Genomic DNA, 26,489 nt, shown 5'->3' on the forward strand with positions numbered 1-26,489 from the left:
CGCGGCAGGCAGTAGGCGAACGCCTCGCGGGCGGCCAGGCCACCAGCGTCCTCGGCCCAGGGGCTGCCCTCGGCGAAGTTGAAGTCGACGTGCTCGAAGGTCATCGTCGCGCCCTTCTCGAGCACGAACGCATCACCCAGGGCCTCGATCTGCTGGACCGTGTCCACGGTGGCCTGCGGCTCGATGATGTTCAGGTCACCGTTGCTCAGGGCCTGGACGTGGGTCTCCGGCGCCGCGAAGCGGAACGTCAGGTTGGAGGTCGCCGGCGGCGGGCCCCAGTAGACGTCGTTCGGGCCGAGGGTGATGTACTCACCCACACTCCACTCCGCGCCCTTGGACGCGTCGATGGTGTACGGGCCGCTGGACTGGGCGATCATCGGGTCCGGCAGGGTCTTCTCCGGGGAGAGCCAGCCGGTGTTCCAGAACTCCGCCGCCGGGGCGATCGCGTCAACGTCGCCCTCCTGGATCGCGGTGACCAGCTCCTCCGGCGTCATACCGGACTGCTCCGCGGCCACGTGGGACGGGAACGCCCCGCCGACCATCAGCGTGTAGTCCGGGTAGGGCTCGGGGTAGGTGATCGTGAACGTCTTGCCGTTCAGCTCACCCTGCGGGCCGTCCGGGACGTAGATGCCCCAGTCGGTGGCGACGTTGTTGAACGCCGGGACGTAGTCCGGGTCGTCGGCCGGCGGCTCGCCGTAGATCGACGGCGGGTTGTTGGACGCCCAGTCGAAGAGGTAGTCGTTGTAGGTGATGGGCGTGCCATCCTCCCAGACCGCCTCATCGGAGATGGTGTACTCAACCGTCAGCGGGTCCTCGCTGGTCACCGTGTAGGTGCCGTAGTCCTCGTCCGGGTAGATCGTGCCGTCCGTGCCGTAGTACCAGAAGCTGGAGCCGAGGCGCGAGGAGACGACCGAGTTGTAGACCGAGTTGGTCTCGGCGGTGTTCGCGTTCAGGCCGGCCCACTCGTCGGCACCCACGGAGAAGAAGATGTTGTCCTGCTTGGTGGTGATCTCACCCAGGTCCGGCTTGCCGGTGCTACCGGCGGCCTCCTCGCCTTCGCCAGCCTCGGTGGTCTGCTCCGCGTCCTCGGGGGCCGCGGTGTCCTCGGCCTCCTCTTCCTCGGAGCCCTCGTCGGTGGCCTCGGTGCCCTCAGTCGTCGTGTCGTCGTCAGGGGTGTCCGACGTGCAAGCCGACAGCACCAGGGCTCCCGCGGCCACGATCGCCATGGTTGTGCGCCTGATCTTCAATGTTCCTCCTATTGAGCGGACACATCCGCAGGCGGGTGCCGGCCCCCATGGCCGGGACCCGGCAGCCTGCAACGCGCCGGGGGGGGTATGCGTGAGCCAAAGTATTCAACAGCGCCCCCGATTACCAACACAAGTCACCGCTTGGTGACCCGATCGTTACCGAGTTGAGACGCAACCACGAACGCCGTCGAGGAAGGGTCGCGACCGCTACAGGTCGAGGTCCAGCGGATCGAGCTGGACGACCAGTTCGCCGGGCGTCTTGCGCAGGCTCCGGGCAGCGCGCAGGTCCTGCAGCGCCCGCGGCAGGACACCGGCCGCCGACAGGCCACCGCGGCCCGTTGCCTCCCGGATCACCAGCCGGTGCGCCCGCTCCTCTTCCCCCGCGCCGGCCGACACCGGGAGCGGCCCGAGGACCTCCAGGCGCGGTCCGTGCGGACCGGTGGTCAGTGCCTCCGCGGCACCGGCCACGGCCCCGGGCTCGCCCGTGACCGTGGCCGTCCGGCGCGCGGGGGGCAGCCCGAGGGACACACGCTCCTCCAGCTCCCGCCGGGCCAGCCAGGTCGGGTCCCAGCGGACCAGCGCCTCCACCGGTGGCAGGCCCGCGTGAGGTGGGACCCCGACGAGCACGACGGGCCCGCCCGGCCGGGTCAGTGCGGCGGCTGCGCTCCACCGGCGCAGCGCCTCGACACCGGCGTCCAGGCCACCGCGGTCGAGCAGTGCCCAACCGTCGAGGAGCAGGGTGGCGGCATAGCCCTCCTCGGCCACGGGCTCAGCGCCCGTCGTCGCGACGACCACGGCGGGTCGGGCCGGCACCGAGGCCAGGACGTTGCCCGCTCGGGACACGACGACCCGCGACCCGGGGAAGGAGCGCCCGACCTCCTCCGCCGTCCGCTCCTCCCCGACGACCCGAGACCGGCGCGTGGTGCCGCCACACTCCCGGCACGCTCGGCCCGCGTCGGGCCGGCCGCACCAGGCACACGTCGCCGACCCGCCGGCGGCGGTGACCCGGAGTGGCCCGGCACAGGCCGCACAGCGCACGGCTGTCCGGCAGTGCTCGCAGCTGAGCCCCGCCAGGTAACCGCGCCGGGGCACCTGCACGAGCACCGGGCCCCGCAGGAGTCCGTCCTTGACGGCGCGCCAGGCCACGCTCGGCATCCGGGCGACCGCAGCGGCCGCGTCGCGTGCCGCGAGGTGCCCCTCGCCGGCCACGGTGACCCGTGGTGCCAGGGCGGCCACGGAGTCGGCGCGCACGTCCGGGAGCTCACCGCGCTGGACCCACTGCTGCACCTGGACCGTGCGGGTGTAGCCCCCCACGAGCAGCGCGGCCCCGCAGAGCGCGGCCCGACGGCGCAGCACCTCCCGCACGTGCGGATACGGTGCCCGCGGCTCCTGCAGGTTGTCATCGCCGTCGTCCCACCAGACCACCAGTCCGAGATCACGCACCGGGGCAAAGGCGGCCGACCGGGAGCCGAGGACGACCCGGACGTGGCCCCGCAGCACCCGGACCCATGCACGGTAACGCTGCTCGGGCCCCAGGTCGGCGGTCAGCCGGACGTAGGAATCCGGTCCGAGGACGTCGTCGAGGGCGGTCGCGACCCGCTCGATGTCGCGGTGGTCCGGCAGGACGACGACACTGCCCCGTCCGGACACGTGCACGGCAGCGACCGCCGTCGCCAGGGCGGCAGGCCAGCCCTCCGGCGACCCGGCATCCGGCGCCGCGAGCCAGGCAGCGGCCGGCGACTCCCCCGCCTCCAGCCGACGGATCAGGGCCGCACCCGCGGGGTAGGGCTGCCAGCCCCGCGGCGCGTCCCCCGGCGCCGGGCCTCCGGACAAGGACGCGCGTGACGTGGGAGCCGGTGGCTCCGGTGAGTCGGCCGGCACCGACCTCTCGGCACGGGCGTGACGTGGCGGGACGGCCAGCCGCAGCACGTCGGCGAACGTCCCCCCGTAGTGGTCGGCGAGGTCCCGGCAGAGCGCCACGAGGTGGGGCGTGAGCACGACCTCGTCCGAGACGACCTTGAGCAGCGGGGCCAGGCGACCGGCGTGCTCGGCCTCGGCGCGGCGCTCCACGACGAACCCGTCGACCTGTCGGCCGGCGAACCGCACCCGCACCCGCACCCCGGGACGGGCGCGGTCGGCCAGGTCGGCCGGGACGGCATACTCGAACGGACGGTCCAGGTGCGCCAGGTGGCTGTCGACCACCACCACCGCCACCGGCTCGTCCACGACCGGATCAGACGCGCGAGCGGCACCCCGCGCGCCGCTCGACCCACCGGTCTCCGACGGCCCGCTGCGCCCCCCGGACCGATGCGCGGAGGGAACGGCCAGCCCCGCGAGGGTCGGCTGACCGTCGGGCTCGTCGGGCACCACCTCCGGTCCCCTCAGACTGCTGCCCGGAGATCCTCGATGCGGTTGGTCTCCTCCCAGGTGAACGGCCGCTCGAGGCCCTCGGCCGTCGTGCGGCCGAAGTGCCCGTAGGCGGCGGTCGCCTGGTAGATGGGACGCAGCAGGTCGAGCTCCTCGACGATCGCCGCCGGCCGCAGGTCGAACACCTTGGTGATGGCGTCCTGGATGCGCTCGACCGGGCGGGTCTCGGTGCCGAACGTCTCGACGTAGAGGCCCACGGGCGTGGCGGCACCGATCGCATACGCGACCTGGATCTCGCAGCGTCCGGCCAGGCCGGCCGCCACGACGTTCTTGGCGACCCAGCGCATGGCGTAGGCCGCCGACCGGTCCACCTTGGAGGGGTCCTTGCCGGAGAACGCCCCGCCACCGTGCCGGGCCATGCCGCCGTAGGTGTCGACGATGATCTTGCGGCCGGTGAGCCCGGCGTCACCCATCGGGCCGCCGATCACGAACTTGCCCGTCGGGTTGACCAGGAGCCGGTGGTCGCCGGTCTCGAGCTGCAGCCCGTTGTCCCGGGCCCGCTGCAGCACCGGCTCGATGACGCGCGCCCGGATGTCCGGCTCCAGCTGGTCCCGCAGGCTGACACCCTCGGCGTGCTGCGTTGACAGGACGATGGTGTCCAGCCGCACCGCCCGGTCGCCGTCGTACTCGATGGTGACCTGGGTCTTGCCGTCCGGACGGAGGTAGTCCAGCTCGTTGGACTTGCGCGCCTGGGTCAGTTGCTCCGCGAGCCGGTGGGCCAGCCAGATCGGCACCGGCATCAGCTCGGGGGTGTCGTTGCACGCGTAGCCGAACATCAGCCCCTGGTCCCCGGCGCCGAGCAGGTCGTACTGGTCCGCCGAGGCGTGCTCGCGCTGCTCGTAGGCCGTGTCCACCCCGGCCGCGATGTCGGCGGACTGGCCGCCGATCGAGACCTCGACACCACAGGTGCGGCCGTCGAAACCCTTGTGCGAGTTGTCGTAGCCGATGGCCAGGATCGTGTCACGGACGATCGTGGGGATGTCCGCGTAACCCGTCGTGCGCACCTCCCCCGCCACGTGCACCAACCCGGTGGTCACCAGCGTCTCGACGGCGACGCGGGACTGCGGGTCCTGGCGCAGCAGCTCGTCCAGGATGCCGTCGCTGATCTGGTCACAGATCTTGTCGGGGTGACCCTCGGTGACGGACTCAGAGGTGAATAGACGTGGCACGGATGGACTCCTCGGGGGTGCAGCGGCTGCTGGCGGGACTCGGCGCAGTCTACTGTCCGGCAGGGACAGTGCCGTGGCCTGTCAACAGGTCCGCGACCTCGTCCCACACCGCGCCCGCGACGACTAGCTTGGGGGCCGGTCCCACGGTGCGCACCTCCTCGGAGTCCGGGCGCAACAGGTGCACCATCGAGTCGTCCTTGCCGAACGTCACGTCGCGGCCGACCTCGTTGGCCACCAGCAGGTCACAGCCCTTGCGCGCCAGCTTGGCTCGCGCGAGGGTCAGGACGTCGCCGCTGGCGTCGCCCGTCTCGGCCGCGAAGCCGACGATGACCGGGGAGGCCGAGGTGCCACGCTCGGCGACCAGGCCGGCGAGGATGTCGGGGTTGCGCACCAGCTCGATGGTCGGGGCCGCGTCCTGCTGCCCCTCGCCGTGGGTCTTCTTGATCTTGTTGTCCTGGTAGTCCCTGGGGCGGAAGTCGGCGACCGCGGCGGCCATGACGACCGCGTCGGCACCGGGCAGGGCCGCCCGGACCGCTTCCTGGAGCTCCAGTGCCGTCTCGATCCGGACCACCTCGACCCCGGCCGGGACGAGCAGGTCGGAGTTGGCCGACACCAGCGTCACCCGCGCGCCCCGCGCCGCCGCGGCCTCGGCGAGCGCATAACCCTGCTTGCCCGAGGAACGGTTGCCCAGGAAGCGGACCGGGTCCAGCGGCTCACGCGTGCCCCCGGCGCTCACCACGACGTGGCGACCGGCCAGGTCACCTGCGAGGGGGTCGGCAGACCCGGGAGTATGACGATCGCTCCCCTGGCCGGGAGCGGTCCCGTCCTCGTCGCGGTCGACGAGCGCCACGGCAGCCGCGAAGATCTCCTCCGGCTCCGGCAGCCGACCCGGTCCGGTATCGACACCGGTGAGGCGTCCGGAGGCCGGGTCCAGCACGTGCACCCCGTGCTCGCGCAACCGCGTCACGTTGGCGGCGGTCGCCGGGTGCGTCCACATCTCGGTGTGCATCGCCGGGGCCATCAGGATCGGGCAGCGGGCGGTCAACAGGGTGTTGGTCAGCAGGTCGTCGGCCTGCCCGTGCGCGGCGCGCGCCAGCAGGTCGGCGGTTGCCGGTGCCACCACGACCAGGTCCGCCTCGTGGCCCAGCCGGACGTGCGGGACCTCGTGGACGGAGGTCCACACGTCGGTGGCGACCGGTCGACCGGACAGCGCCGCCCACGTGGGCTCACCGACGAAGCGCAGCGCCGCCGCGGTCGGCACGACGGTCACCTCATAGCCCGCCTCGGTGAACAACCGCAGCAGGAGCGCCGCCTTGTAGGCGGCGATGCCGCCGCTGACACCGAGCACGAGTTTCATGTCAGAGGTCTCCCTGCGGCAGGTGGGCGGCGATCGGTCCCGGCGGTGAGCTTACTGCCCCCGTGCCCGACGTCCGGTGAGACCTGCAGTCGGTGCAGCAGAGGTCAGTCCATGCGGCAGCGTTCAGTTCTCGGGGGTGGAGGTGTGCAGCTTGCCCTGGTTGACCTCGTGCAGCGCGATGGACAGCGGCTTGTCGGTCATCTCCGACTCGACCAGCGGCCCGACATACTCCAGCAGGCCTTCGGAGAGCTGGGAGTAGTAGGCGTTGATCTGGCGGGCGCGCTTGGCGGCGTAGATGACCAGGGCGTACTTGGAGTCGGCCCGCTTGAGCAGGTCGTCGATCGGGGGGTTGGTGATGCCCTCCGGGGCGGCAATGGTGCCAATCACGTCAGCTGTGTCCTCGTCGTCTCGGTGCGCTGCCCGGCTCGCGAGGGAAGGTCCTCGGGGCCTGGGCTGCGGGGTTCAGACATCAATGATACGAGTTCCTCGCCCGCACGTGAAACATCGTCGTTGATAATGCGGGCGTCGAACTCCGACACGGCCTTCAGCTCGGTGCGGGCCGTGTCCAGCCGCACCTGCTGCTCGGCCTCGGTCTCGGTGCCCCGTCCGATCAGCCGTTCGACCAGGTCCTCCCACGAGGGCGGCTCCAGGAAGACGAAGAAGGCCCCGGGCATGGCCTCACGAACCTGCCGTGCTCCCGCCAGGTCGATCTCGAGCAGGGCTGGTCGTCCGTTCGCGAGGGCCCGCTCGACCGGACCGCGCGGGGTGCCATAGCGGGCGCGGCCGTGCACGACGGCCCACTCGAGGAACTCCCCGGCGTCCTGGAGTCGGTCGAACTCCTGGTCGTCGACGAAGTGGTAGTGGACCCCGTCGACCTCGCCGGGACGGGGTCGACGGGTGGTCATCGACACCGACAGCCACACCTGGGGATGGTGCCGACGGATGTAGGCCGCGACCGTGCCCTTCCCGACGGCGGTGGGACCGGCCAGGACCACGAGACGGGGGCTCTCCGTCCGGTCCCCCCTGCCGTCCGGGTGCCCCGTGCCCTCCGGGGCGCGTGTCAAGGGGTGATCAGCCCTCGTTGAAGTAGGCGAGCAGGTCACGGGTCTGGTTCGCGCCCAGTCCACGGACCCGGCGGCTCTCGGAGATGCCGACGGTCTCCATGATCTGCTTCGCGCGGACCCGCCCCACTCCCGGCATCGACTCCAGCAGCGCCGACACCTTCATCTTGCCGACGATGTCGCTGTCCTTGCCCTCGGCCAGGACATCGGCCAGGGAACCCTGCGAGTTCTTCAAGCGGTTCTTGACCGCAGCGCGCTCACGGCGCGCGACCGCCGCCTTGGCCAGAGCCTCGGCTCGCTGCTCAGGTGTCAGCTGGGGAAGTGCCACGGTTGCTCCTTCATCGGTCATGTTGAGTGGTCGTCCTGCAGAGTCCGGCGCCGCGGTGCGCCGGCCTCATCCTGCCCTGCCCCTGGGGGCGGAGAGGGTCAGCTCGCCCGACGGCGGTCCATGATGCCCTCCCCTGCGAACCTAGCGACATGGGTGACAGCCTGCCAACCCCAGGTCAGGTCCACAACTGCGAGACCAGCTCCGAGCTCAGCCTGTCGGCCGTGGCGCGGATCTGCTCCGGTCCAGGTCCCGCGGAGAGGATACCCCGGCTCACGGGCACCAGCACACGGCGGTGCAGCCCGGCGAAGGTCGCGGCCACGTCCTGGGCCGTGGCCCCCTGCGCCCCGACCCCGGGCGCCAGGACGAGGCCGTTGGCGGCGACCAGGTCGATCCCGAGCCGCTGCGGCGCCTCCCCGACCGTCGCGCCGACGACCATCCCGACGTCCCCCACGGGCTCCGCGCCCGCGTTTCGGCGAGTCACGTCGGCCACGACCGTTCGAGCGACCGACGGCTCCCCCGCGTGCTGGACGGCCGGCGCCTCGGGGTTGGAGGTGAGCGCCAGGACGAAGACTCCGCGCCCGGTCGCGGCCGCCGTGTCCAGGGCAGGTGCCAGGGCGCCGGTGCCCAGGTAGGGCGTGACGGTGATGGCGTCCGCGGCGAGGGGCGCTCCGTCGGCCAGGTACGCCTCGGCGTACGCCGCCATCGTGGAGCCGACGTCCCCGCGCTTCACGTCGAGCACGCTCAACGTCCCGGCGGACCGCAGGTCAGCCAGGAGTTGCTCCAGGGCTGCGACGCCGGCCGCGCCGTGCCGCTCGAAGAAGGCCGACTGGGGCTTGACCGCGGCGACCCGCCCAGCCACCGCCTCGAGCACTCCATCGCAGAACCGTGACAGGCCGTCGGCCGAGTCGGGCAGGCCCCAGCTCGCCAGCAGCCCCGGGTGCGGGTCAATCCCCACGCACAGCGGCCCGTGGGCCTCCATGGCGGTGAGCAGCCGGGCGCTGAATCGGGGTCGATCGTGTGCCATGTGCACTCCTCAGTCGGTGGTGTCGGACACGGGTGGTGGAGGTGAGACGGTGGTGAGTGCCTGGTGCACGTCCCACAGGACCTGCGGGTCGGCCAGCAGGGCCGTGCCGAGCTGGACGCCGGCCGCACCGGTCGCGCGTGCCTGCCGTGCGGTGCGGATGTCGTGGACACCACCGACCGCCACGAGGGGCACGTCCGGGACCCGGCCGGCCGCGATGGCGGCCCGGATCCTGGTGACCAGCCCGAGCGTCACCGGGCCGATAGCCGGCCCGACAAGGTGCTGGCGCGGCGGACCGACGGCGGGCACGCTGCCACTGAGCACGAGTGCCCGGGCGCCACCTCCGACGGCCGCCCGGGACGTCGCGAGCGGGTCCGGGCACTCGCCGGCCAGCTTGGCGGTGAGCAGCAGGTCCCGCGGCAGCTGCTCGCGCGCCGACGCGAGGAGCTTCAGGCAGGCCTGCGGGTCAGCCGACCACGGCCCCACCCGGTCCGTCGGTCCAAGGACCCCTGCGGCCCGGGTCTCCTCCCGGTCGGTCGTCAGGTCGACCTCGACCGCCGCGACCGTCGTGAAGTCCAGAGACCGGCGCAGTTCCTGCAGGACGTCGGCCACCGCTCCGGCGGTCCCACCACGCACGGCACACACCACCGGCAGCCCTCTCGCCCGGAACCACGGCAGCAGGTCCTCCACGACGTGCTCGACAGGCAGCGCCGGGGCCGGCGTGTGCACGAGCCCCGAGGGGCTGGCCGCGAGCCGGGCCCGTGCGCGCCCCGCACCACCCGCGTCATCGGCCCCGGGTGGTCCGATCGGCCCGATCAGGACCGCGTCAAGGGCCGCGAGGTCGCCAAAGCGCGCGAGCTCGCGGCCGCTGCCGCCGCAGCCGGCGGCCGCCGTGACCCGGGGCAACCAGGCACTCACTGCGCCGCCTCCCAGTCGACGAGGCCACCTCGGAGCACCGGACCCTCGGCACACGGGCGAACCGTCGAGCCGGACCCGGCGGACTCGTGCAGCGGCAGGTCGCACGCCCCGCACAGACCGTGACCGCACAGACCGTCGGCGCCGATGTCCACGCCGCTCACCTGGCTCACCGCGCCGGTCCCTGCCGCAACCTCGGCGACGGTGCGGGACAGGGAAAGCGGCCCCACGGCATACAGGACGGAGGGGTGGACCCGCTCGGTGAGGCTGGTCAGGGCTGCCTCAGCACCTGCGGGTTCGGTGAGGATCACCCCGTCGGCCGACCGCCGGGCCAGGACGAGGTCCACGTGCTGCTCCGGCTCGTCGGCGCAGGAGACCAGATGGACCGCGCAGCCGACCGTGCGCAGCCGCTCGCACAACCACCGCCCCGCGGCCCCCGCCGCCCCCTGCGTCGCCACCACGGCCGTCACCGGTGTGGTCGGCAGCCCGAACCCTCGCCCCACCGGGCCGGTGAGGAGCAGCTCGTCCCCCGGAGCCGGCAGGGCACCTGAACCCCCCGGCGGATCCGGGACCACGAGCTCGAGGGTGGTGCCGAAGCCGGGCTCGGTGCGTTCGCCTGCCACCCACCAGGTCCGCGGCAGGACCTGGTCGGCGCGAGCGGGAGGGGTGATGACGAACTGCCCCGGCCGCGCCGGGGTCGCCAGCGCGGGGAGCACCACCGAGAGCTGCCGGTAGGCGCCGAGCGGCCGGTTGGCCACCACCTCCCCGGCACGGCGGTGCAGCAACGGCGCGCTCATGCCTGCGGCGCCCCCGCGGGGAGCTGACCGAAGAGGTCCAGGGCCGCCGCGTGCTCCTGCAGCGAGGCGACCTCCATCGGCCCGGCGCCGGCGGCCTCGATCCCCAGGACGGCCGCGCCGAGCTGCTGCACGGTCGTGATGATGGGCCGGTCCAGGCTCGTGGTGGCGGCCCGGATCGCGTAGCCGTCGGCCCGAGCGCCCTGCCCGGACGGGGTGTTGATCACCATGTCGATCTCGCCGCCGGAGATCATCTCCACGATCGTCGGCTCGCCCTCAGGCCCGCGGCCCTGACTGTGCTTGCGCACCACCGTGGCCTGGATCCCGTTGCGTCGCAGGACATCCGCGGTGCCGGCGGTCGCCACCACCCGGAAGCCGAGGTCGGCCAGTCGCTTGACGGGGAAGATCATCGAGCGCTTGTCCCGGTTGGAGACCGACACGAAGATCGTGCCCGACTGCGGGAGTGCCGACCCGGCGCGCAGCTGGCTCTTGGCGAACGCGGTGCCGTAGTCGGCGGCGATGCCCATCACCTCACCCGTGGAGCGCATCTCCGGGCCCAGGATGGAGTCGACCGCCTGGCCGGTCTGGGTGCGGAACCGGCGGAACGGCAGGATCGCCTCCTTCACCGACACCGGGGCCTGGTCCGGCAGGTCGCCGCCGTCGCGGTGCCGCGGCAGGAGGCCCTCGTCCCGCAGCTCCTCGATGGTGGAGCCGAGCATCACCAGGGCCGCAGCGCGGGCGAGCTGCACCCCGGTTGCCTTGGCGACGAACGGCACCGTCCGGCTCGCCCGCGGGTTGGCCTCCAGGACGTAGAGCACGTCCTGGGCGAGGGCGAACTGAACGTTGAGCAGCCCGCGCACACCGATCGCCTCGGCGAGCTGGTGCGTGGCCTCCCGGACCCGGGTCATCTCCTCCCGCCCGAGGGTCACCGGCGGCAGGACGCACGCCGAGTCGCCGGAGTGGATCCCCGCCTCCTCGATGTGCTCCATGATGCCGCCGAGGTAGAGGTCCCGGCCGTCATAGAGGGCATCGACGTCGATCTCGATCGCCTCGTCCAGGAACCGGTCGACAAGGACCGGGTGCTCCGGCGCGGCGGTGGTCGCCCGGGTGACGTAGGTGGTCAGGGACTCGTCGTCATACACGATCTCCATGCCGCGCCCGCCGAGCACGTAGGAGGGGCGGACGAGGACCGGGTAGCCGATCTCCCGTGCCACCTCGAGCGCCTCGTCGGCGGAGTATGCCGTGCCGTGCCGGGGGGCGACCAGGCCCGTCTCCTGCAGCACCCGCCCGAAGGCGCCGCGGTCCTCGGCCAGGTCGATCGCCTCCGGTGAGGTGCCCACGATCGGCACCCCCTCGGCCTTCAGCGCGGCCGCCAGGCCGAGCGGCGTCTGGCCGCCGAGCTGGACGATGACCCCGGCCACCGGGCCGGCCTCACGCTCGGCGTGCACGACCTCCAGGACGTCCTCCAGGGTCAGCGGCTCGAAGTAGAGCCGGCTGGAGGTGTCGTAGTCGGTGGAGACGGTCTCGGGGTTGCAGTTGACCATCACCGTGTCGAAGCCGCGCTCGCGCAGGGCGAGGGAGGCGTGCACGCAGGAGTAGTCGAACTCGATGCCCTGACCGATCCGGTTGGGACCGGACCCGAGGATGATGACGGCCGGGTTCGTCCGCGGCGCCACCTCCGACTCCGAGTCATAGCTGGAGTAGTGGTAGGGCGTGGTGGCCTCGAACTCCCCGGCACAGGTGTCGACGGTCTTGTAGACCGGACGCACCCCGAGCGCCTGCCGGACCCCGCGCACGACCGCCTCGGGCTGCCCGGTGATCTCGGCGATCTGTGCGTCGGAGAAGCCGTGCCGCTTGGCCCGGCGCAGCAGCTGCGGCGTGGCCCGGCCCGCCGGTCCCGCGGCCGCGGCCGCCAGCTCCTCGGCGATCTGGTTGATCAGGACGATCTGGTCCAGGAACCAGGGGTCGATCCGGGTGGCCTCGTGCGCCTGCTCGACCGTGGCACCACCGCGCAGGGCCTGCTGCACCAGCACCAGCCGGCCGTCGGTGGGCGTCGCCGCCTCCTCGAGCAGCGCCTGGGCCATCTCCGCGGTGGGCGTCTCCCCCGGTCGCCAGTGGAAGGAGGAGTCCTTGCGCTCGATCGAGCGCAGCGCCTTCTGCAGGGCCTCGGTGAAGTTGCGGCCGATGGACATCGCCTCACCGACCGATTTCATGGTCGTGGTGAGCGTCGGGTCGGCCGCCGGGAACTTCTCGAAGGCGAAGCGCGGCACCTTCACCACCACGTAGTCCAGGCTCGGCTCGAAGGCTGCCGAGTAGAAGTCGCTCGCGCCCGAGGCGTGTCCGGGGGCAGTTGGTGGGCGGCGCCCCCCGACCGAGGTGATGTCGTTGGGCACCTCGTCCAGCGTGTAGCCCAACGCCATGCGCGCCGCGATCTTGGCGATCGGGAAGCCGGTGGCCTTGGAGGCCAGCGCCGAGGAGCGCGACACCCGCGGGTTCATCTCGATGACGATGATGCGCCCGTCCTGGGGGTTGACCGCGAACTGGATGTTGCAGCCGCCGGTATCGACGCCGACCTCGCGGATCACGGCGATGCCGATGTCGCGCAGCTCCTGATACTCCCGGTCGGTCAGCGTCATCGCCGGCGCGACCGTGATCGAGTCGCCGGTGTGCACGCCCATCGGGTCGAGGTTCTCGATGGAGCAGACGACCACGACGTTGTCCGCCCGGTCGCGCATCACCTCCAGCTCGTACTCCTTCCACCCCAGGATCGACTCCTCCAGGAGCACCTCGGTGGTCGGGCTGTCCTGCAGGCCGGCGCCTGCGATCTGCCGCAGCGACTCCTCGTCGTGGGCGAAGCCGGAGCCCAGGCCTCCCATGGTGAACGAGGGCCGCACGACCATCGGATAGCCGAGCTCCTCGGCCGCCGCCAGGCACTCCTCCATGGTGTGCGCGATGATCGAGCGCGCGCTCTCGGCACCGCACCGCTCCACGACGCCCTTGAACGCCTGCCGGTCCTCGCCGAGCTGGATCGACTCGACGTTGGCGCCGATCAGCGGGCAGTCGTAGCGCTCCAGGATCCCCGACTCGTGCAGGGCGATCGCGGTGTTGAGGGCGGTCTGCCCGCCCAGCGTCGCGAGCACGGCGTCCGGCCGCTCCTTGGCGATGATCGCCTCGACGATCTCCGGGGTGATCGGCTCGACGTAGGTCGCGTCGGCGACGCCCGGGTCGGTCATGATCGTGGCCGGGTTGGAGTTGACCAGGATGACGCGCACCCCCTCCTCCCGCAGCACCCGGCACGCCTGCGTGCCGGAGTAGTCGAACTCGGCGGCCTGCCCGATGACGATCGGGCCCGACCCGATGACCAGGACGCTGGTGATGGCCTCGTTCCTAGGCATGCTGGCCCTCCTCCCCCTCGGCGCCGGCTCGCTGCTGCATCATCTCCACGAACCGGTCGAACAGATAGCTCGCATCGTGCGGGCCGGCCGCCGCCTCGGGGTGGTACTGCACCGAGAAGGCCCGGATGTCCTGGCACTCGATCCCCTCGACCACGTCGTCGTTGAGGGCCACGTGGGAGACCCGCACCGCGCCGTATGCCGTGTCGACCGGTTGGGTGGTGTCCCCGCCGGGCCAGGCGATGGCGAAGCCGTGGTTGTGGCTGGTCACCTCGACCTTGCCGGTCGCCCGGTCGAGGACGGGCTGGTTCATCCCGCGGTGGCCGAAGGGCAGCTTGTAGGTGTCCAGGCCGAGGGCGCGGCCCAGCAGCTGGTTGCCGAAGCAGATGCCGAAGAACGGGATGCGGTCGTCGAGGACGCTGCGGAGCAGGTCGATCTCGCTGTCGGCGGTGGCCGGGTCCCCCGGACCGTTGGAGAAGAACACCCCGTCCGGCGCCAGCTCACGCACCCGGTCGACACCGGTGTCGGCCGGCAGCACGTGCACGCGGATCCCGCGCTCGGCCATCAGCAGCGGGGTGGTGCCCTTGATCCCGAGGTCGAGGGCCGCGACGGTGAACCGGTGATCGCCCACCGGCTCCACGACATACTCCTCCTGCGTGCTCACCTCGGCGGCCAGCGCGGCCCCCGTCATCTGCGGAGCGGCGTGCACGCGGGCGAGGAGCGCCTGGATCGGCTCGAGGGCGACGGGGCCGGAGAAGATCCCGGCGCGCATCGCTCCCCGGTCGCGGATGTGCAGCGTGAGGGCCCGGGTGTCCACCCCGGAGATGCCCACGACACCGTGGTCGGCCAGGGAGGTCTGCAGGTCGCCCTGGGAACGCCAGTTGGAGGGGCGGATCGCGGGGTCGCGGACGACGAAGCCGGCCACCCAGATGCGCTGGCTCTCCATGTCGTGGGCGTTCACGCCGGTGTTGCCGATGTGCGGCGCGGTCATCACGACGACCTGACGGTGGTAGCTGGGATCGGTCAGCGTCTCCTGGTAGCCGGTCATGCCGGTGCAGAAGACGGCCTCGCCGACGGTCTCGCCGACGGCACCGTAGGACTCGCCCTCGAAGACCCGGCCGTCCTCCAGGACGAGGACTGCTGGTGACGTGGTCGCGCTCATGAGGATGCCCCCCACACGAGGCCCTCGCGTGCCGTGACTCGCCCGCGGAGCATGGTCAGGTGCACGCCACAGGTCAGCTCGCGCCCGTGCCACGGGTTGTTGCGCGACAGCGACTTGCTGTCCGCGGCGTCGACGACCACCTTGCGGTCGGGGTCGATGAGGGTGAGGTTGGCGGGTGCTCCCACGGTGAGTCCTTGTCCCTGGTCGGTGAGCCGGGCGATGCGCGCCGGGTCGGTCGACATGGTGCGGGCCACGTCGGCCCAGGTCATGCGTCCCGAGGCGACCATCACGGTGCTGACCACCGAGAGCGCGGTCTCCAGACCGAGCATGCCGAAGGCGGCGTCGGTGAAGGCGTGCTCCTTGTCCTGGCGCACGTGCGGGGCGTGGTCGGTGGCCACGATGTCGATGGTGCCGTCGGCCAGCGCCTCGCGCAGCGCCTCCACGTCCTCCTGCGGCCGCAGCGGCGGGTTGACCTTGTAGACCGGGTCGTAGGTCGTGAGCAGGTCGGTCGTGAGGAGCAGGTGGTGGGGAGTCACCTCGGCCGTCACCGCGCTGCCCTGGGCCTTGGCCCACCGGAGCACCTCGACGCTGCCGGCCGTCGAGACGTGGGCGACGTGCACGCGGGAGCCGGTGTGCCGGGCCAGCATGACGTCGCGCGCCACGATCGACTCCTCGGCCACGCCGGGCCAGCCCGGCAGACCGAGGCGGCCGGACAGCTCGCCCTCGTGGCAGCACGCGGTGGCCCCGGCCAGGTCCGGGTCCTGGGAGTGCTGGGAGATCACGCCGTCGAAGGACCGGATGTACTCCAGCGCCCGCCGCATCAGGCGCGCGTCGTGGACGCACCTGCCGTCGTCGGAGAAGACCCTGACCCTGGCGCGGGAGCGGGCCATCAGGCCGAGCTCGGCCAGCTCCTCGCCGGCCAGTCCCTTGGAGACCGCGCCCACCGGGTGCACGTCGACGTAGCCGGCCCGCTGCCCCAGGTCGAGGATCCGCTCCGCGGACTCCGCGGTGTCGGTGACCGGTGTCGTGTTGGCCATGGCCAGCACCGCCGTGAAGCCGCCGGCGGCTGCGGCCTGGGAGCCCGTCTCGATGGTCTCGGCGTCCTCCCGGCCCGGCTCGCGCAGGTGGGTGTGCAGGTCGACGAGGCCGGGCAGGGCGACCAGGCCCTCGCCGTGGTAGCGCTGGGAGCCCTGCGGCGCCTGGTCCGCCGCGTCGGCACCGACCGCCGCGATGCGACCGTCGACGACCAGCAGGTCACCCGTGCCGGCGCCGGCCAGGTCGAGACCGGTGATCAGCAGCGGGGTGGTGTTGGTGGGACGGGTCTCGACACTCATGCGTGCTCCCTGCATGAGTTCCGCGGACCGCTGCGGGCCTCGCACGCTCGTGTCCTCGCTGGTCCTGTCACTCATGCGGCGCTCCCTTCGCCGGACTGCTCTCCGGACAACAGGTGGTAGAGGATCGACATCCGGACGGCGACACCGGCCGAGACCTGGTCCAGGACCAGGGACTGGGCCGCGTCCGCCGCGTCCCCGGAGATCTCCAGGCCGCGGTTCATCGGACCGGGGTGACAGATCACCGCGTGGTCCGGGAGGAGACGCAGGCGATCCTTGGTGAGGCCGTACGTGACGGCATACTCCCGGGCGGTGGGGAAGAACCCGCCGGACATGCGCTCGCGCTGGACCCGCAGCATCATCACCGCGTCCACGGTGGGCAGCACGGCGTCCAGGTCGTGGGACAGCTCGATGCCGTCGGCCTTCGCCCAGTCGGCGATGCCGGCGGGCATGAGCGTGGCCGGCGCGACCAGGGTCACCCTCGCGCCGAGCGTGGTGAGACACAGCACGTTGGAGCGGAACACGCGGGAGTGGGTCAGGTCCCCGACGAGGGCGACGTGCCGGCCCTCCAGGTCACCGAGGCGCTGGCGCATCGTGTAGGCGTCGAGCAGCGCCTGGCTCGGGTGCTCGTGCATGCCGTCGCCCGCGTTCACGATGGAGCACCTGGTCCACTGTGCGATCTGGGCGGGGGCGCCCGAGGCCATGTGCCGGACGATCATCATGTCCACGCCCATGGCGTCGATGGTCTTGACGGTGTCGCGCAGGGACTCGCCCTTGGAGACCGAGGTCCCCTTGCCGGTGAGGTTGATGGTGTCGGCGGACAGCCACTTGCCCGCGATCTCGAAGGAGCTGCGGGTCCGGGTGGAGTCCTCGAAGAAGAAGTTGATGATCGTGCGACCGCGCAGCGTCGGGAGCTTCTTGACGTCGCGGTGCTGCACCTCGTGCATGCTGACGGCCGTGTCGAGGATCTCCAGGATCTCCTCGCGGGCCAGGTCGGCCATGGAGAGCAGGTGCTTCACCGCCGTGCCCCCTCGAGCGTGCCGGACTCTGGTGCGGAGATGACGACCTCGTCGACCCCGTCGGACTCCTGCAGCCGCACCGAGACCCGCTCGGACTGGGCGGTCGGCAGGTTCTTGCCGACATAGTCCGCGCGGATCGGCAGCTCGCGGTGGCCCCGGTCGACCAGCACTGCGAGGCGCACGGCCTGCGGGCGGCCGAGGTCGGCCAGGCTGTCGAGCGCGGCGCGGACCGTGCGGCCGGAGTAGAGGACGTCGTCGACCAGGACCACGACCCTGGCGTCGACCCCTCCGTCGGGCACCTCACTGCGCTCCATGGCGCGGACCGGCTGGCTGCGCAGGTCGTCGCGGTACATCGTGATGTCCAGGGTGCCCACCGGGATCTCGACGCCCTCGACGTCGTGCAGGGCGCGTGCCAGGCGCTGGGCGAGTGGCACGCCGCGGGTGGCGATGCCCATCAGGACGAGCCCCTCCGTGCCCTTGTTTCCCTCGAGGATCTCGTGGGCGATGCGGCGCAGCGCACGGGAGATCTCGGCCTGGGCCAACACCACCCGTCCACCGGTCTGGTCGGTAGCCCCCGCAGGGACCCGGTCTTGGGCAGGGCTCATCTGGCCCACTCCTTCCCCGCCTCACAGGACGGTGGTTAAAGGACGTCGTCGTATCTGGGTGGTGTGGCGCCTACTGTACGCGCCCGCACGCCCGAGCGAGCGCACCGGGTCGGCCGGGTCTGCAGCCCCGACCGTTCCGGGTCCGGTCACATGCGCTCGGCGTAGACGCGCATGGCGTCCCGCACGAACTCCGCGTAGCCGGGGTAGTTGGCCCCGAACCGCGGGTCCGCGACATACATCTCACCGAGCCCGGTCAGGTACTCCGGCGTGACCGTGGTCGGCCCGGACAGCCACGCCACGTGGCGTGCCGTCACCTCCTGGGCCTCCGGCGAGTCGGGCGCCGCGCCGGACGTGGCAACCTCGCCGTAGGCCGCGGCGATGTCCTTCTGCTCCTGCTGGAAGTACTTCTTCTCCTCATCGGAGAGGGAGCGCCACCAGCGGTCGCTATCGGCGTAGGCCTGCTTGCCCCACCGCTGCTCGACCTCCTCGCGGTGCTGCGTGTGGTCGAACTCCTCGAACACCTCGTCTGCCATGAGTTGTTCACCTCCTTCCATCTTCTCGATCGTGCGCTCCAGCGAAGCGATCCTTCGCGAGAGCTCGCGACGGTGCGTCCGCATCTGGGCGACGTGCTCCCGAAGCGCATCCACTGTGTCGACGTTCCGGCTCAGGACGTCCTCGATCGCCCCGAGCCCGACGTCGTAGTCGCGCAGGATCCGGATGCGCAGGAGCGTGCCGAGGGCGGACTCGTCGTAGAACCGCATCCCGTTGCTGCCCGTGCGACTCGGCGTGATGAGTCCGCGCTCGCCGTAGTAGCGGAGCGTCCGACTCGTCGTGCCTGCCGCCCTGGACAGTTCCTGGATGGACCACTCCATGCCGCACACCTCCTGTTCTCCGTCGTCGCGACCTCCTGCATCGCCGCCGCTGAGGGCGACAGACACCAGTGTGCACGTTGACCCATGCGTCAATGTCAAATGTGCCCCACGGCCGTTGGCCTCAAGGGTTGCTGGATGCAGGCAAGAGATCCGGAAGGACCATGCGCAGGTTCTTGTCGGACGAGTATGGCGGGCGGTCCAGGAGCCTGCGCCCGCTCGGGTCAGGCCAGGGTCCCCTTCACGTCGGAGACCCGCGCGAGCAGGCCGTTGACGAACTTCGGGGACTCGTCGGTCGACATCCCCTGGACCAGCTCGACGGCTTCGGAGATCGCGACCGGATCGGGGACCTCGTCGTTCCAGACGATCTCCCAGGTGCCCAGGCGCAGTGCGGCGCGGTCGACCGAGGGCATCCGGTCCAGCGCCCACCCCTGGCTGTAGGTCTCCAGGACCTCGTTGATCTCACCCCAGTGGGCCAGGACACCCTCGACGAGGGTCACGGTGTACTGCGGGAGCGGGTGCTGCGTGGTGGGCGCGGCGACCCGGTCGGCCAGGAGCTGGCCGATGTTCAGGTCGCGGGCCTCGGCCTCGAAGAGGATCTCCAGCGCCCGTTTCCGGGCCTTGCTGCGTGCGGCCACGAACGGATCAGTCGTTCACACGGCCAAGGTAGGACCCGTCGCGGGTGTCCACCTTGACCTTCGTGCCCGCCTCCAGGAACAGCGGCACCTGGATCTCGGCACCGGTCTGGAGGGTGGCCGGCTTGGTGCCGCCGGTGGAGCGGTCGCCCTGCAGGCCCGGCTCGGTGTGGGTGATCTCCAGGACCACGCTCGGGGGCAGCTCGATGTAGAGGACGGTGCCCTCGTGCTGGGCGATCATCGCCTGACCGTTCTCCAGCAGGTAGTCCGCTGCCGAGCCCATGACCTCCGCGGACACCGGGACCTGCTCGTAGGTCTTGCTGTCCATGAAGATGAAGTCGGTGCCGTCGTTGTAGAGGTACTCCATGTCGCTGCGGTCGACGGTGGCGGTGTCCACCTTGGTACCGGCGTTGAAGGTCTTGTCGATGATCTTGCCCGAGGTCACGTTCTTGAGCTTGGTCCGGACGAACGCCGGGCCCTTGCCGGGCTTGACGTGCTGGAACTCCAGCACCTGCCAGAGCCCGTTGTCCATGTTCAGGACGAGGCCGTTCTTCAGGTCGTTCGTGGTTGCCACAGGTGTCTCTTTCGTATGTCGAGTGGGCCGGCCCCGGCGCACACGGCACAGCAGGAGGGCTCGGGATCGTCGGCCAGTTTAACGGCTCGTCCACGGCGAACGGTAATGACGACTCAGGAGTCGGGGGCGGCGAGCGCCCGCAGCGCCAGCAGGTAGGAGTCCGCCCCGAACCCGGCGATGGTACCGGTGGCCGACCGTGCCACCACCGAGGCGTGCCGGAAGGTCTCCCGGGCGGCCGGGTTGGACAGGTGCACCTCCACCAGGCGGGAGCCCATCCCGACCAGGTGCGCGCAGGCGTCGCCCACGGCATACGAGTAGTGCGTGAAGGCCGCCGGGTTCAGGACCACGTCCCACCCCTCACGTGCCGCCTCGTGCAGCCACCCGATGAGCTCGGCCTCGTCGTCGGTCTGCCGGCACTGCGCGCTCAGACCCAGCGACTCGGCATACTCCCGCACCCGGTCCTCGACCTGCGCGAGGGTGAGGGTGCCGTAGATCTCCGGCTCCCGGCTGCCCAGGGCTGCCAGGTTCGGACCGCTGAGGACGAGGACACGTCGGGACATTGAGCCATCGTATGGGGCAGAGTGGCGGGCATGAGTTGGACGAAGGCCATCGCCATCCCCGCTGCGGGTCTGGCCGCCCTGGCGACCCACGACCTGCTGCAGCGCAAGCACGCGATCCTGCGGACCTTCCCGGTGGTCGGGCACGCGCGCTACCTGCTGGAGAAGATCGGGCCGGAGCTGCGGCAGTACATCGTCACCGACAACGACGAGGAGCGGCCGTTCAGCCGCGACCAGCGGCGGTTCATCTACGCCAGCTCCAAGCTGGAGAACCCCTACTTCGGGTTCGGCTCGGACAACGACGTGGAGAACGACGAGGGGTATGCCGTGCTGAAGCACCGCACGTTCGCGCCGGTCTCCCCCAGTCCCCTGGCCCACACCGGCGAGCGCGACGTGGTCCCCTGCGCCAAGGTGATGGGCGCCGCCCGGGGGCGTCGGCGCGCCTTCCGCCCCGAGTCCGTGGTGAACGTCTCGGCCATGAGCTTCGGGTCGCTGTCCGGGCCGGCGGTCCAGGCGCTGAACCGTGGGTGCGCCCTGGCTGGCGCCCTGCAGAACACCGGCGAGGGAGGCATCGCCTCCCACCATCGACAGGGCGCGGACCTCATCTACCAGATCGGGACGGCCTACTTCGGCTGCCGCGACGTCGACGGCGCGTTCAGCCTGGCCCGGTTGAAGGCGCTGGTCGCCTCGGCGCCGGTCCGGGCCATTGAGATCAAGCTGAGCCAGGGCGCCAAGCCCGGACTCGGGGGCATGCTGCCCAAGGCCAAGATCACCGACGAGATCGCCGAGATCCGGGGCATCCGCACGGACCGGGACTGCGCGAGCCCGTCGCGGCACGCCGAGTTCCACGACGTGGACAGCATGCTCGACTGGATCGAGATGATCGCCGAGGAGACCGGTCTGCCGGTCGGGATCAAGTCGGCGGTCGGTGACCTCACCTTCTGGGAGGAGCTGGCCGAGCAGATGGCCACCACCGACCGGGGCGTCGACTTCATCACGGTCGACGGTGGCGAGGGCGGGACCGGCGCCGCACCCCTGTCCTTCGCGGACTCGGTCGCCCTCCCCTTCCGGCTCGGGTTCCCCCGCGTCTACCGCGAGTTCGCCCGGCGCGGCCTGGCCGACGACGTCGTGTTCATCGGTGCGGGCAAGCTCGGTCTCCCGGACAACGCGGCCGTCGCCTTCGCCCTGGGTGCCGACATGGTCTACGTCGCTCGCGAGGCGATGATGGCGATCGGCTGCATCCAGGCGCAGCGGTGCCACGACGACCACTGCCCCACCGGGGTCGCGACGCAGAACCCCTGGCTCACCCGCGGCATCGACGTGCCCCTCAAGGCCGACCGTGCGGCGAACTACCTGCGGGCCTGGCGCCGGGAGATGCTCAAGCTGGCCGAGGCGTGCGGCGTCGTGCACCCGGGGCTGCTCGGTCCGGACGACATCGAGATCCTCCTCGGCACCCGCAGTGCCACCCCGTTGCGCGAGGTGGTGGGCTACGAGACAGGCTGGGCCGTGCCCACGGACAGTCAGCGCACGGAGCTGGAGCGGCTCATGCGGACCGCCTCCCGTGGCGGCAGCGCACCGAAGTCGGCGACGGCCCGATGAGCAGCCACCACCGGGACACCAACGACCCGACGTCCCATTCCAGGACCAACGACCCGACGTCACATTCCAGGACCCACGACCCCGGCCCCCACGACCCGGGCACGACTGTCCCGCTCACCGACCGGCAGTGGACGGCCTCCATGACCGACCCGGAGCTCCCGGCCCTGCCGGACCTGCTCACCGACCAGGTGCCCGGCCCGCTCGCCGCGATCGCCGCTGCCTCCGGGGGCACCGTGACCGCCGTAGCCGTCAGCCAGGTGACCTGGTGGCCGGGTCGCAGCGCCACGGTGTCGTGGGACGCGATCGTCGAGGGCGGTCCCCTGGCCGGCCGCGCCACCTACGTCGGGACCACCCTCGAGGCACCGGAGGGCGCCGCGGTGGTGGGCGCCGACGACGCGCGGGTCGCCGTCTGGCGGGTGCCCGAGGACCCGTTCCTGCCGTCCCTGTCCGCCGTCCTGCAACCGGAGGTGGCCGCCTCGCTGATCGCCGACCTCGGCGGGCAGATCACCGACCCGGCCACCCGGCTCCGCGCCTACCGCCCCACCCGCCGTGCCGTCATCGAGGTCACCGGCTCGGGCCACAGGATCTACCTCAAGCTGGTCAAGCCGCGGCGCCTGAAGGCGCTGCACCAGCGGCACGTGAGCCTGGACGGCATACTGCCGGTGCCCGAGCCCCTCGGGCTCAACGAGGAGCTGGGTCTGCTGGCCATGCGCAGTATGTCGGGCGCGACCCTCCGCGACGTCCTCGAGGACCCCGGGGGTCACCTTCCGCACCCCGACGTGATCGCCGGGATCCCGGGGACGCTGCCGCACCTGGACCGGGCCGCGACCGTCCACTCCGCGATCGATGCCGTGCCCCGGATGGCCGAGCTGCTGCGCCACCTGCTGCCGATGGAACGGGAGCGGATCGACTGGCTCGAGGCCAGCATCGGCACGGACGACGTGATGGAGCGGGTGCCCGCGCACGGCGACTACCACGAGGCCCAGCTGCTGGTCGAGGACGGGATGGTGAGCGGCCTGCTCGACGTCGACACCCTGGGGGTGGCGCGGCCCGGCGACGACCCCGGCACGATGCTGGGTCACCTCGCCGTCTGGCACACGATCTCCTCCCAGCCCGACCGGGTCGCGGCCTACGCCACGGCGCTGCAGCAGCGCTGGGAGACCACCCTGGACCCGCGGGACCTGCGCCTGAGGGCGGCCGCCCGGATCCTCGGTCTGGCGGCTGGCCCGTTCCGGGTGCAGCAGGACGGCTGGCCGGTGGAGACCTCGCGCCGCCTGACGCTGGCCCAGCACTGGGTGGAGTCGGCGCAGGGCGTGTGAGGTGGCGAGAGCGGCTGCTCCTCTGGGTGGACCGACACCAGGTCAGGGCTGGATGGCGCGGAACGCCGCCATGAGCAACTCCTCGTCGGGCCCTTGCAGCCGCTGGGTCGACCCCACGCCGGTGAGCACGATGAACCGCAGCGTCGCACCGCGCGCCTTCTTGTCCCGGGCCATCGCCGCCCGCAACTGGTCCCACCCGGCTCCGGCATAGGTCGTCGGCAACCCGACGGACTCCAGGACCGCCCGGTGCCGTGCGAGCACCGCTGGGTCGAGCACCGCGGCACGGACAGCCAGCTCGGCCGCGAACACCATGCCCACCGCGACCGCGTCCCCGTGGCGCCAGCGATAGTCCTCGACCTGCTCGATCGCGTGGGCGAAGGTGTGGCCGTAGTTGAGGATCTCCCGGATCCCGGCCTCCTTCAGGTCGTTCTCGACGACCTCGGCCTTGACCCGCACCGCCCGGGCGATCAGTTCTGTCATCACCGGGGCACCGGGGTCGCAGGCTGCGGCCGGATCGTCCTCGATGCGGTCCAGGATCACCGGGTCGGCGATGAAGCCGCACTTGATCACCTCGGCGAGACCGGAGACCAGGTCGGGGCGTGGCATGGAGGCCATCCAGGCCGGGTCGCACAACACCGCCTGCGGCTCGTGGAAGGCACCGACCAGGTTCTTCCCCTCGGCCGTGTTGATGCCGGTCTTGCCGCCCACGGCAGCGTCGACGACGCCGAGCAGTGAGGTAGGCAGCTGGACCACGTCGACGCCCCGCAACCAGGACGCGGCCACGAAGCCCGCCAGGTCGGTCGCCGCTCCCCCGCCCACCCCGACGATGAGGTCGTCGCGCGTGAACCCGGCCCTTCCCAGCGCCGCCCAGGCTCCGGCCAGGACCGTGACGTCCTTGGCGGCCTCGGCGTCCGGGACCTCGTGGCTGAACGGCTGCCCCCCGGCACCCTTGACCAGGTCAGTCACCTCGCCCACGAGAGCGTCCCGGCCGGGCTGGTGGATGACCATCACTCGACGTCCCGCCGGCACCCACCGGGTGAGCTGGGAGAGGGCGCCGGGACCGACGTGGACCTCGTAGCGGTCACCCACCGAGATGATGTCGCCAGAAGCACCACCAGGCACGTTGTCGTGCTGGGCATCGACCGAAGGAGTAGATGGTCGGGGCAAGGTCGCCGACGATCCGGTGTCGACGTCGGGCCTGGCAAGCCCGTCACCCGACAGCGAGTCCTCCTGAGGCGAGGTCATGACTCCCCCAGCTCGGCCACGACGGCCTCCACGACCTCATCGGGGGTGCGCCCGGCGGTGTCCACCCGGACGGTGCTCACCGCCTCGTAGGTTGGACGTCGGGCCTTCATCAGGCGGGTCCAGGAGGCCCGGGGGTTGACCGCGAGCAACGGGCGAGACCCGTCGAACCCGACGCGTTTGGAGGCGTCCGCGATTGCGACGTCGAGGAAGACGACCCGGTGTCCTGCCAGTGCCTCCTGGACGTCCGGGTCGAGCACGGCGCCGCCACCGAGGGCCAGGACGCCTCCTCCGCTGGCGAGGGCGGCGAGCACCGTCGTCCGTTCGATCGCGCGGAACCCCGCCTCGCCGTCGTCGACGAAGATGTCGGAGACCGTCCGGTCCTGATCCTGCTCGATCAGGGCGTCCGTGTCCCGGAACGCGGTGCCCCAGCGGTCGGCCAGCAGCGCGCCGACGGTGGACTTGCCGGCGCCCGGCGGGCCGACGAGGACTGCGCGGGGTCGTTCGGCCGCGCTGGGTCGTTCCTCCGGGCGGGGTCGTTCCTCCGGGCGGGGTCGTTGCTCCGCACCGGGCCGCTCCGGCGTCATGCCCCGTCCTCGCCCTCGGGACCGCCCATCAACCGCGGGATGGCGGCCAGGTAGGCGCCCAGGTTGCGCCGAACCTCGGCCACGGAGTCGCCGCCGAACTTCTCCAGCACGGCATCCGCGAGCACCAGGGCCAGCATGGCCTCGGCGACCACCCCGGCCGCCGGCACCGCGCACACGTCGGACCGCTGGTGGATCGCGGTCGCCGGCTCACCGGTGGCGACGTCAATGGTCTGGAGGGCGCGTGGGACGGTGCTGATCGGTTTCATCGCCGCGCGGACCCGGAGCACCTCCCCGGTGCTCATGCCCCCCTCGGTGCCACCCGAGCGCAGTGTCTGCCGACGGACCCTGCCCGCCTCGTCGCGCACGATCTCGTCGTGGGACTGGCTGCCGCGGCGGGAGGCGGTGCGGAAACCCTCGCCGAGCTCCACCCCCTTGATCGCCTGGATCCCCATGAGCGCTCCCGCCAGCCGCGAGTCGAGCCGCCTGTCCCAGTGCGTGTAGGACCCGAGTCCGGGCGGCAGGCCCCAGGCCAGCACCTCGACGACGCCGCCGAGGGTGTCGCCGTCCTTCTTCGCGGCGTCGATCTCGGCCACCATGGCGGCCGACAGCTCGGCATCGAGGGTGCGCACGGGGTCCGCGTCGAGCCGTGCGACGTCCTCCGGCCGGGGCAGGCTGACCTCGTCCGGGGCGTCCCGGTCGTCGGACGTGCCGGACACCGAGCCGATCGCGACCGTGTGGCTGACCAGGCGGATGCCGGCGGCCTGCTCCAGGAAGGCGGCCGCCACGGCACCGAGCGCCACCCGTGCAGCGGTCTCCCGGGCGCTGGCCCGCTCCAGCACAGGACGTGCCTCGTCGAAGCCGTACTTCTGCATGCCGACGAGGTCGGCGTGGCCGGGCCGGGGCCGAGTCAGGGCCTTGTTGCGCGCGATCTCCTGCGGCGCGCCCACGTCGCTCGCCCGCTCGAGGTCACCGGCGTCCACCGGCTCGGGGTTCATCACCGCGGTCCACTTGGCCCACTCGGAGTTCGCGATCTGCAGGGCGACGGGGCTGCCGAGCGTCATGCCGTGCCGCATGCCCCCGAGGAAGGACAGCTGGTCGGCCTCGAACTTCATCCGGGCACCGCGGCCGTAGCCGAGCCGTCGGCGCGCGAGTGCACCCTCCACGGCCTCACGGTCGACCCGCACCCCGGCGGGGAGTCCCTCGAGCATCGCGGTGAGCGCGGGACCGTGCGACTCACCGGCAGTCAGCCAGCGCAGCATGGCTGGCATCTTGTCACGCG

Annotated in this window: 24 protein-coding genes; 2 read left to right on the plus strand and 22 right to left on the minus strand. The window is 71.8% G+C overall.

All coding sequences use genetic code 11. The features are described 5' to 3' along the window. The 19 genes from MWU75_RS19010 to MWU75_RS19100 form a co-directional block, all read right to left on the minus strand. Positions 1–1,226: ABC transporter substrate-binding protein (locus tag MWU75_RS19010; protein ID WP_247093925.1), on the minus strand; the 1,226-nt coding region annotated here is incomplete at its 3' end. 228 nt (positions 1,227–1,454) lie between these two features. Further along, positions 1,455–3,473 (minus strand): primosome assembly protein PriA, encoded by a 2,019-nt coding sequence (locus MWU75_RS19015; protein WP_247093927.1) that lies wholly within the window; start codon positions 3,471–3,473, stop codon positions 1,455–1,457. Between the two features lie 155 nt (positions 3,474–3,628). Next, positions 3,629–4,843, minus strand: a complete 1,215-nt coding sequence (metK, locus tag MWU75_RS19020; protein ID WP_247093929.1) for a methionine adenosyltransferase — start codon at positions 4,841–4,843, stop codon at positions 3,629–3,631. A gap of 49 nt (positions 4,844–4,892) precedes the next feature. Further along, on the minus strand, positions 4,893–6,200 hold the full coding sequence (locus MWU75_RS19025) for a bifunctional phosphopantothenoylcysteine decarboxylase/phosphopantothenate synthase (RefSeq protein WP_247093931.1): 1,308 nt from the start codon (positions 6,198–6,200) through the stop codon (positions 4,893–4,895). A gap of 123 nt (positions 6,201–6,323) precedes the next feature. Next, on the minus strand, positions 6,324–6,587 hold the full coding sequence (rpoZ, locus tag MWU75_RS19030; RefSeq protein ID WP_348647817.1) for a DNA-directed RNA polymerase subunit omega: 264 nt from the start codon (positions 6,585–6,587) through the stop codon (positions 6,324–6,326). Continuing rightward, positions 6,584–7,195, minus strand: a complete 612-nt coding sequence (gene gmk / locus MWU75_RS19035) for a guanylate kinase (protein ID WP_247093984.1) — start codon at positions 7,193–7,195, stop codon at positions 6,584–6,586. The genes rpoZ and gmk overlap by 4 nt, the downstream gene beginning before the upstream one ends. Positions 7,196–7,271: 76 nt before the next feature. Then, positions 7,272–7,589, minus strand: coding sequence for an integration host factor, actinobacterial type (gene mihF / locus MWU75_RS19040; protein ID WP_247093933.1), 318 nt, complete (start codon positions 7,587–7,589; stop codon positions 7,272–7,274). A 175-nt stretch (positions 7,590–7,764) separates the two neighbouring features. Beyond that, entirely contained in the window at positions 7,765–8,613 is an 849-nt protein-coding gene (gene pyrF, locus MWU75_RS19045; RefSeq protein WP_247093935.1) for an orotidine-5'-phosphate decarboxylase, read from the minus strand. Between the two features lie 9 nt (positions 8,614–8,622). Then, on the minus strand, positions 8,623–9,528 hold the full coding sequence (locus tag MWU75_RS20115; RefSeq protein WP_281497529.1) for a hypothetical protein: 906 nt from the start codon (positions 9,526–9,528) through the stop codon (positions 8,623–8,625). After that, the gene (locus tag MWU75_RS19055; RefSeq protein WP_247093937.1) at positions 9,525–10,322 is read right to left on the minus strand and encodes a hypothetical protein; all 798 of its coding nucleotides are present in this window, start codon (positions 10,320–10,322) and stop codon (positions 9,525–9,527) included. Before MWU75_RS19055 ends, MWU75_RS20115 begins: the two co-directional genes overlap by 4 nt. Further along, positions 10,319–13,714 (minus strand): carbamoyl-phosphate synthase large subunit, encoded by a 3,396-nt coding sequence (gene carB, locus MWU75_RS19060; RefSeq protein ID WP_247093939.1) that lies wholly within the window; start codon positions 13,712–13,714, stop codon positions 10,319–10,321. Before carB ends, MWU75_RS19055 begins: the two co-directional genes overlap by 4 nt. Further along, a complete protein-coding gene (gene carA / locus MWU75_RS19065) occupies positions 13,707–14,873 on the minus strand; it encodes a glutamine-hydrolyzing carbamoyl-phosphate synthase small subunit (RefSeq protein ID WP_247093941.1) in 1,167 nt (388 codons plus the stop codon). The genes carB and carA overlap by 8 nt, the downstream gene beginning before the upstream one ends. Next, positions 14,870–16,207, minus strand: a complete 1,338-nt coding sequence (locus MWU75_RS19070; protein ID WP_247093943.1) for a dihydroorotase — start codon at positions 16,205–16,207, stop codon at positions 14,870–14,872. The genes carA and MWU75_RS19070 overlap by 4 nt, the downstream gene beginning before the upstream one ends. A 71-nt stretch (positions 16,208–16,278) precedes the next feature. Then, a complete protein-coding gene (locus tag MWU75_RS19075) occupies positions 16,279–17,223 on the minus strand; it encodes an aspartate carbamoyltransferase catalytic subunit (RefSeq protein WP_247093944.1) in 945 nt (314 codons plus the stop codon). Next, the gene (gene pyrR, locus MWU75_RS19080; RefSeq protein ID WP_247093947.1) at positions 17,220–17,828 is read right to left on the minus strand and encodes a bifunctional pyr operon transcriptional regulator/uracil phosphoribosyltransferase PyrR; all 609 of its coding nucleotides are present in this window, start codon (positions 17,826–17,828) and stop codon (positions 17,220–17,222) included. The genes MWU75_RS19075 and pyrR overlap by 4 nt, the downstream gene beginning before the upstream one ends. 146 nt (positions 17,829–17,974) lie before the next feature. After that, on the minus strand, positions 17,975–18,700 hold the full coding sequence (locus MWU75_RS19085) for a MerR family transcriptional regulator (RefSeq protein WP_247093949.1): 726 nt from the start codon (positions 18,698–18,700) through the stop codon (positions 17,975–17,977). Between the two features lie 221 nt (positions 18,701–18,921). Continuing rightward, on the minus strand, positions 18,922–19,335 hold the full coding sequence (gene nusB, locus MWU75_RS19090; protein WP_247093951.1) for a transcription antitermination factor NusB: 414 nt from the start codon (positions 19,333–19,335) through the stop codon (positions 18,922–18,924). 7 nt (positions 19,336–19,342) lie between these two features. After that, positions 19,343–19,906 (minus strand): elongation factor P, encoded by a 564-nt coding sequence (efp, locus tag MWU75_RS19095; RefSeq protein WP_247093953.1) that lies wholly within the window; start codon positions 19,904–19,906, stop codon positions 19,343–19,345. A gap of 113 nt (positions 19,907–20,019) precedes the next feature. Continuing rightward, complete coding sequence (locus tag MWU75_RS19100) at positions 20,020–20,466, minus strand: type II 3-dehydroquinate dehydratase (RefSeq protein ID WP_247093955.1); 447 nt, start codon at positions 20,464–20,466, stop codon at positions 20,020–20,022. Positions 20,467–20,496: 30 nt separating this feature from the next. Between MWU75_RS19100 and MWU75_RS19105 the strand changes: the two genes are divergently transcribed. Then, the gene (locus MWU75_RS19105) at positions 20,497–22,062 is read left to right on the plus strand and encodes an FMN-binding glutamate synthase family protein (RefSeq protein ID WP_247093957.1); all 1,566 of its coding nucleotides are present in this window, start codon (positions 20,497–20,499) and stop codon (positions 22,060–22,062) included. Then, positions 22,059–23,381 carry a hypothetical protein gene (locus MWU75_RS19110; RefSeq protein WP_247093959.1) on the plus strand — a complete coding sequence of 441 codons (1,323 nt, stop codon included), beginning with the start codon at positions 22,059–22,061 and terminating at the stop codon, positions 23,379–23,381. The genes MWU75_RS19105 and MWU75_RS19110 overlap by 4 nt, the downstream gene beginning before the upstream one ends. Positions 23,382–23,423: 42 nt before the next feature. On the opposite strand, the gene aroB is transcribed toward MWU75_RS19110, so the two are convergent. The 3 genes from aroB to aroC are packed head-to-tail and all read right to left on the minus strand — an operon-like array spanning position 23,424 to position 26,469. Further along, positions 23,424–24,626, minus strand: coding sequence for a 3-dehydroquinate synthase (gene aroB, locus MWU75_RS19115; RefSeq protein ID WP_247093961.1), 1,203 nt, complete (start codon positions 24,624–24,626; stop codon positions 23,424–23,426). Beyond that, a complete protein-coding gene (locus MWU75_RS19120; RefSeq protein WP_247093963.1) occupies positions 24,623–25,210 on the minus strand; it encodes a shikimate kinase in 588 nt (195 codons plus the stop codon). The genes aroB and MWU75_RS19120 overlap by 4 nt, the downstream gene beginning before the upstream one ends. Continuing rightward, positions 25,207–26,469: a chorismate synthase gene (gene aroC, locus MWU75_RS19125; RefSeq protein ID WP_247093964.1), complete on the minus strand. Its 1,263-nt coding sequence runs from the start codon at positions 26,467–26,469 to the stop codon at positions 25,207–25,209. Before aroC ends, MWU75_RS19120 begins: the two co-directional genes overlap by 4 nt. Between the last annotated feature and the right edge of the window lie 20 nt (positions 26,470–26,489).

Origin of the sequence: Ornithinimicrobium sp. F0845, from assembly GCF_023015765.1 — a bacterium.
Lineage (GTDB): Bacteria > Actinomycetota > Actinomycetes > Actinomycetales > Dermatophilaceae > Ornithinicoccus.

Excerpts from the sequence above, each read along its gene's own strand:
- MWU75_RS19110 (WP_247093959.1), top strand. The coding sequence starts at position 22,059 with ATGAGCAGCCACCACCGGGACACCAACGACCCGACGTCCCATTCCAGG.
- MWU75_RS19100 (WP_247093955.1), bottom strand. The coding sequence starts at position 20,466 with ATGTCCCGACGTGTCCTCGTCCTCAGCGGTCCGAACCTGGCAGCCCTG.
- carB (WP_247093939.1), bottom strand. The coding sequence starts at position 13,714 with ATGCCTAGGAACGAGGCCATCACCAGCGTCCTGGTCATCGGGTCGGGC.
- pyrF (WP_247093935.1), bottom strand. The coding sequence starts at position 8,613 with ATGGCACACGATCGACCCCGATTCAGCGCCCGGCTGCTCACCGCCATG.
- aroC (WP_247093964.1), bottom strand. The coding sequence starts at position 26,469 with ATGCTGCGCTGGCTGACTGCCGGTGAGTCGCACGGTCCCGCGCTCACC.
- MWU75_RS19070 (WP_247093943.1), bottom strand. The coding sequence starts at position 16,207 with ATGAGTGTCGAGACCCGTCCCACCAACACCACCCCGCTGCTGATCACC.
- MWU75_RS19055 (WP_247093937.1), bottom strand. The coding sequence starts at position 10,322 with ATGAGCGCGCCGTTGCTGCACCGCCGTGCCGGGGAGGTGGTGGCCAAC.
- MWU75_RS19120 (WP_247093963.1), bottom strand. The coding sequence starts at position 25,210 with ATGACGCCGGAGCGGCCCGGTGCGGAGCAACGACCCCGCCCGGAGGAA.
- aroB (WP_247093961.1), bottom strand. The coding sequence starts at position 24,626 with ATGACCTCGCCTCAGGAGGACTCGCTGTCGGGTGACGGGCTTGCCAGG.
- MWU75_RS19025 (WP_247093931.1), bottom strand. The coding sequence starts at position 6,200 with ATGAAACTCGTGCTCGGTGTCAGCGGCGGCATCGCCGCCTACAAGGCG.
- carA (WP_247093941.1), bottom strand. The coding sequence starts at position 14,873 with ATGAGCGCGACCACGTCACCAGCAGTCCTCGTCCTGGAGGACGGCCGG.
- pyrR (WP_247093947.1), bottom strand. The coding sequence starts at position 17,828 with ATGAGCCCTGCCCAAGACCGGGTCCCTGCGGGGGCTACCGACCAGACC.
- MWU75_RS19085 (WP_247093949.1), bottom strand. The coding sequence starts at position 18,700 with ATGGAGTGGTCCATCCAGGAACTGTCCAGGGCGGCAGGCACGACGAGT.
- MWU75_RS19105 (WP_247093957.1), top strand. The coding sequence starts at position 20,497 with ATGAGTTGGACGAAGGCCATCGCCATCCCCGCTGCGGGTCTGGCCGCC.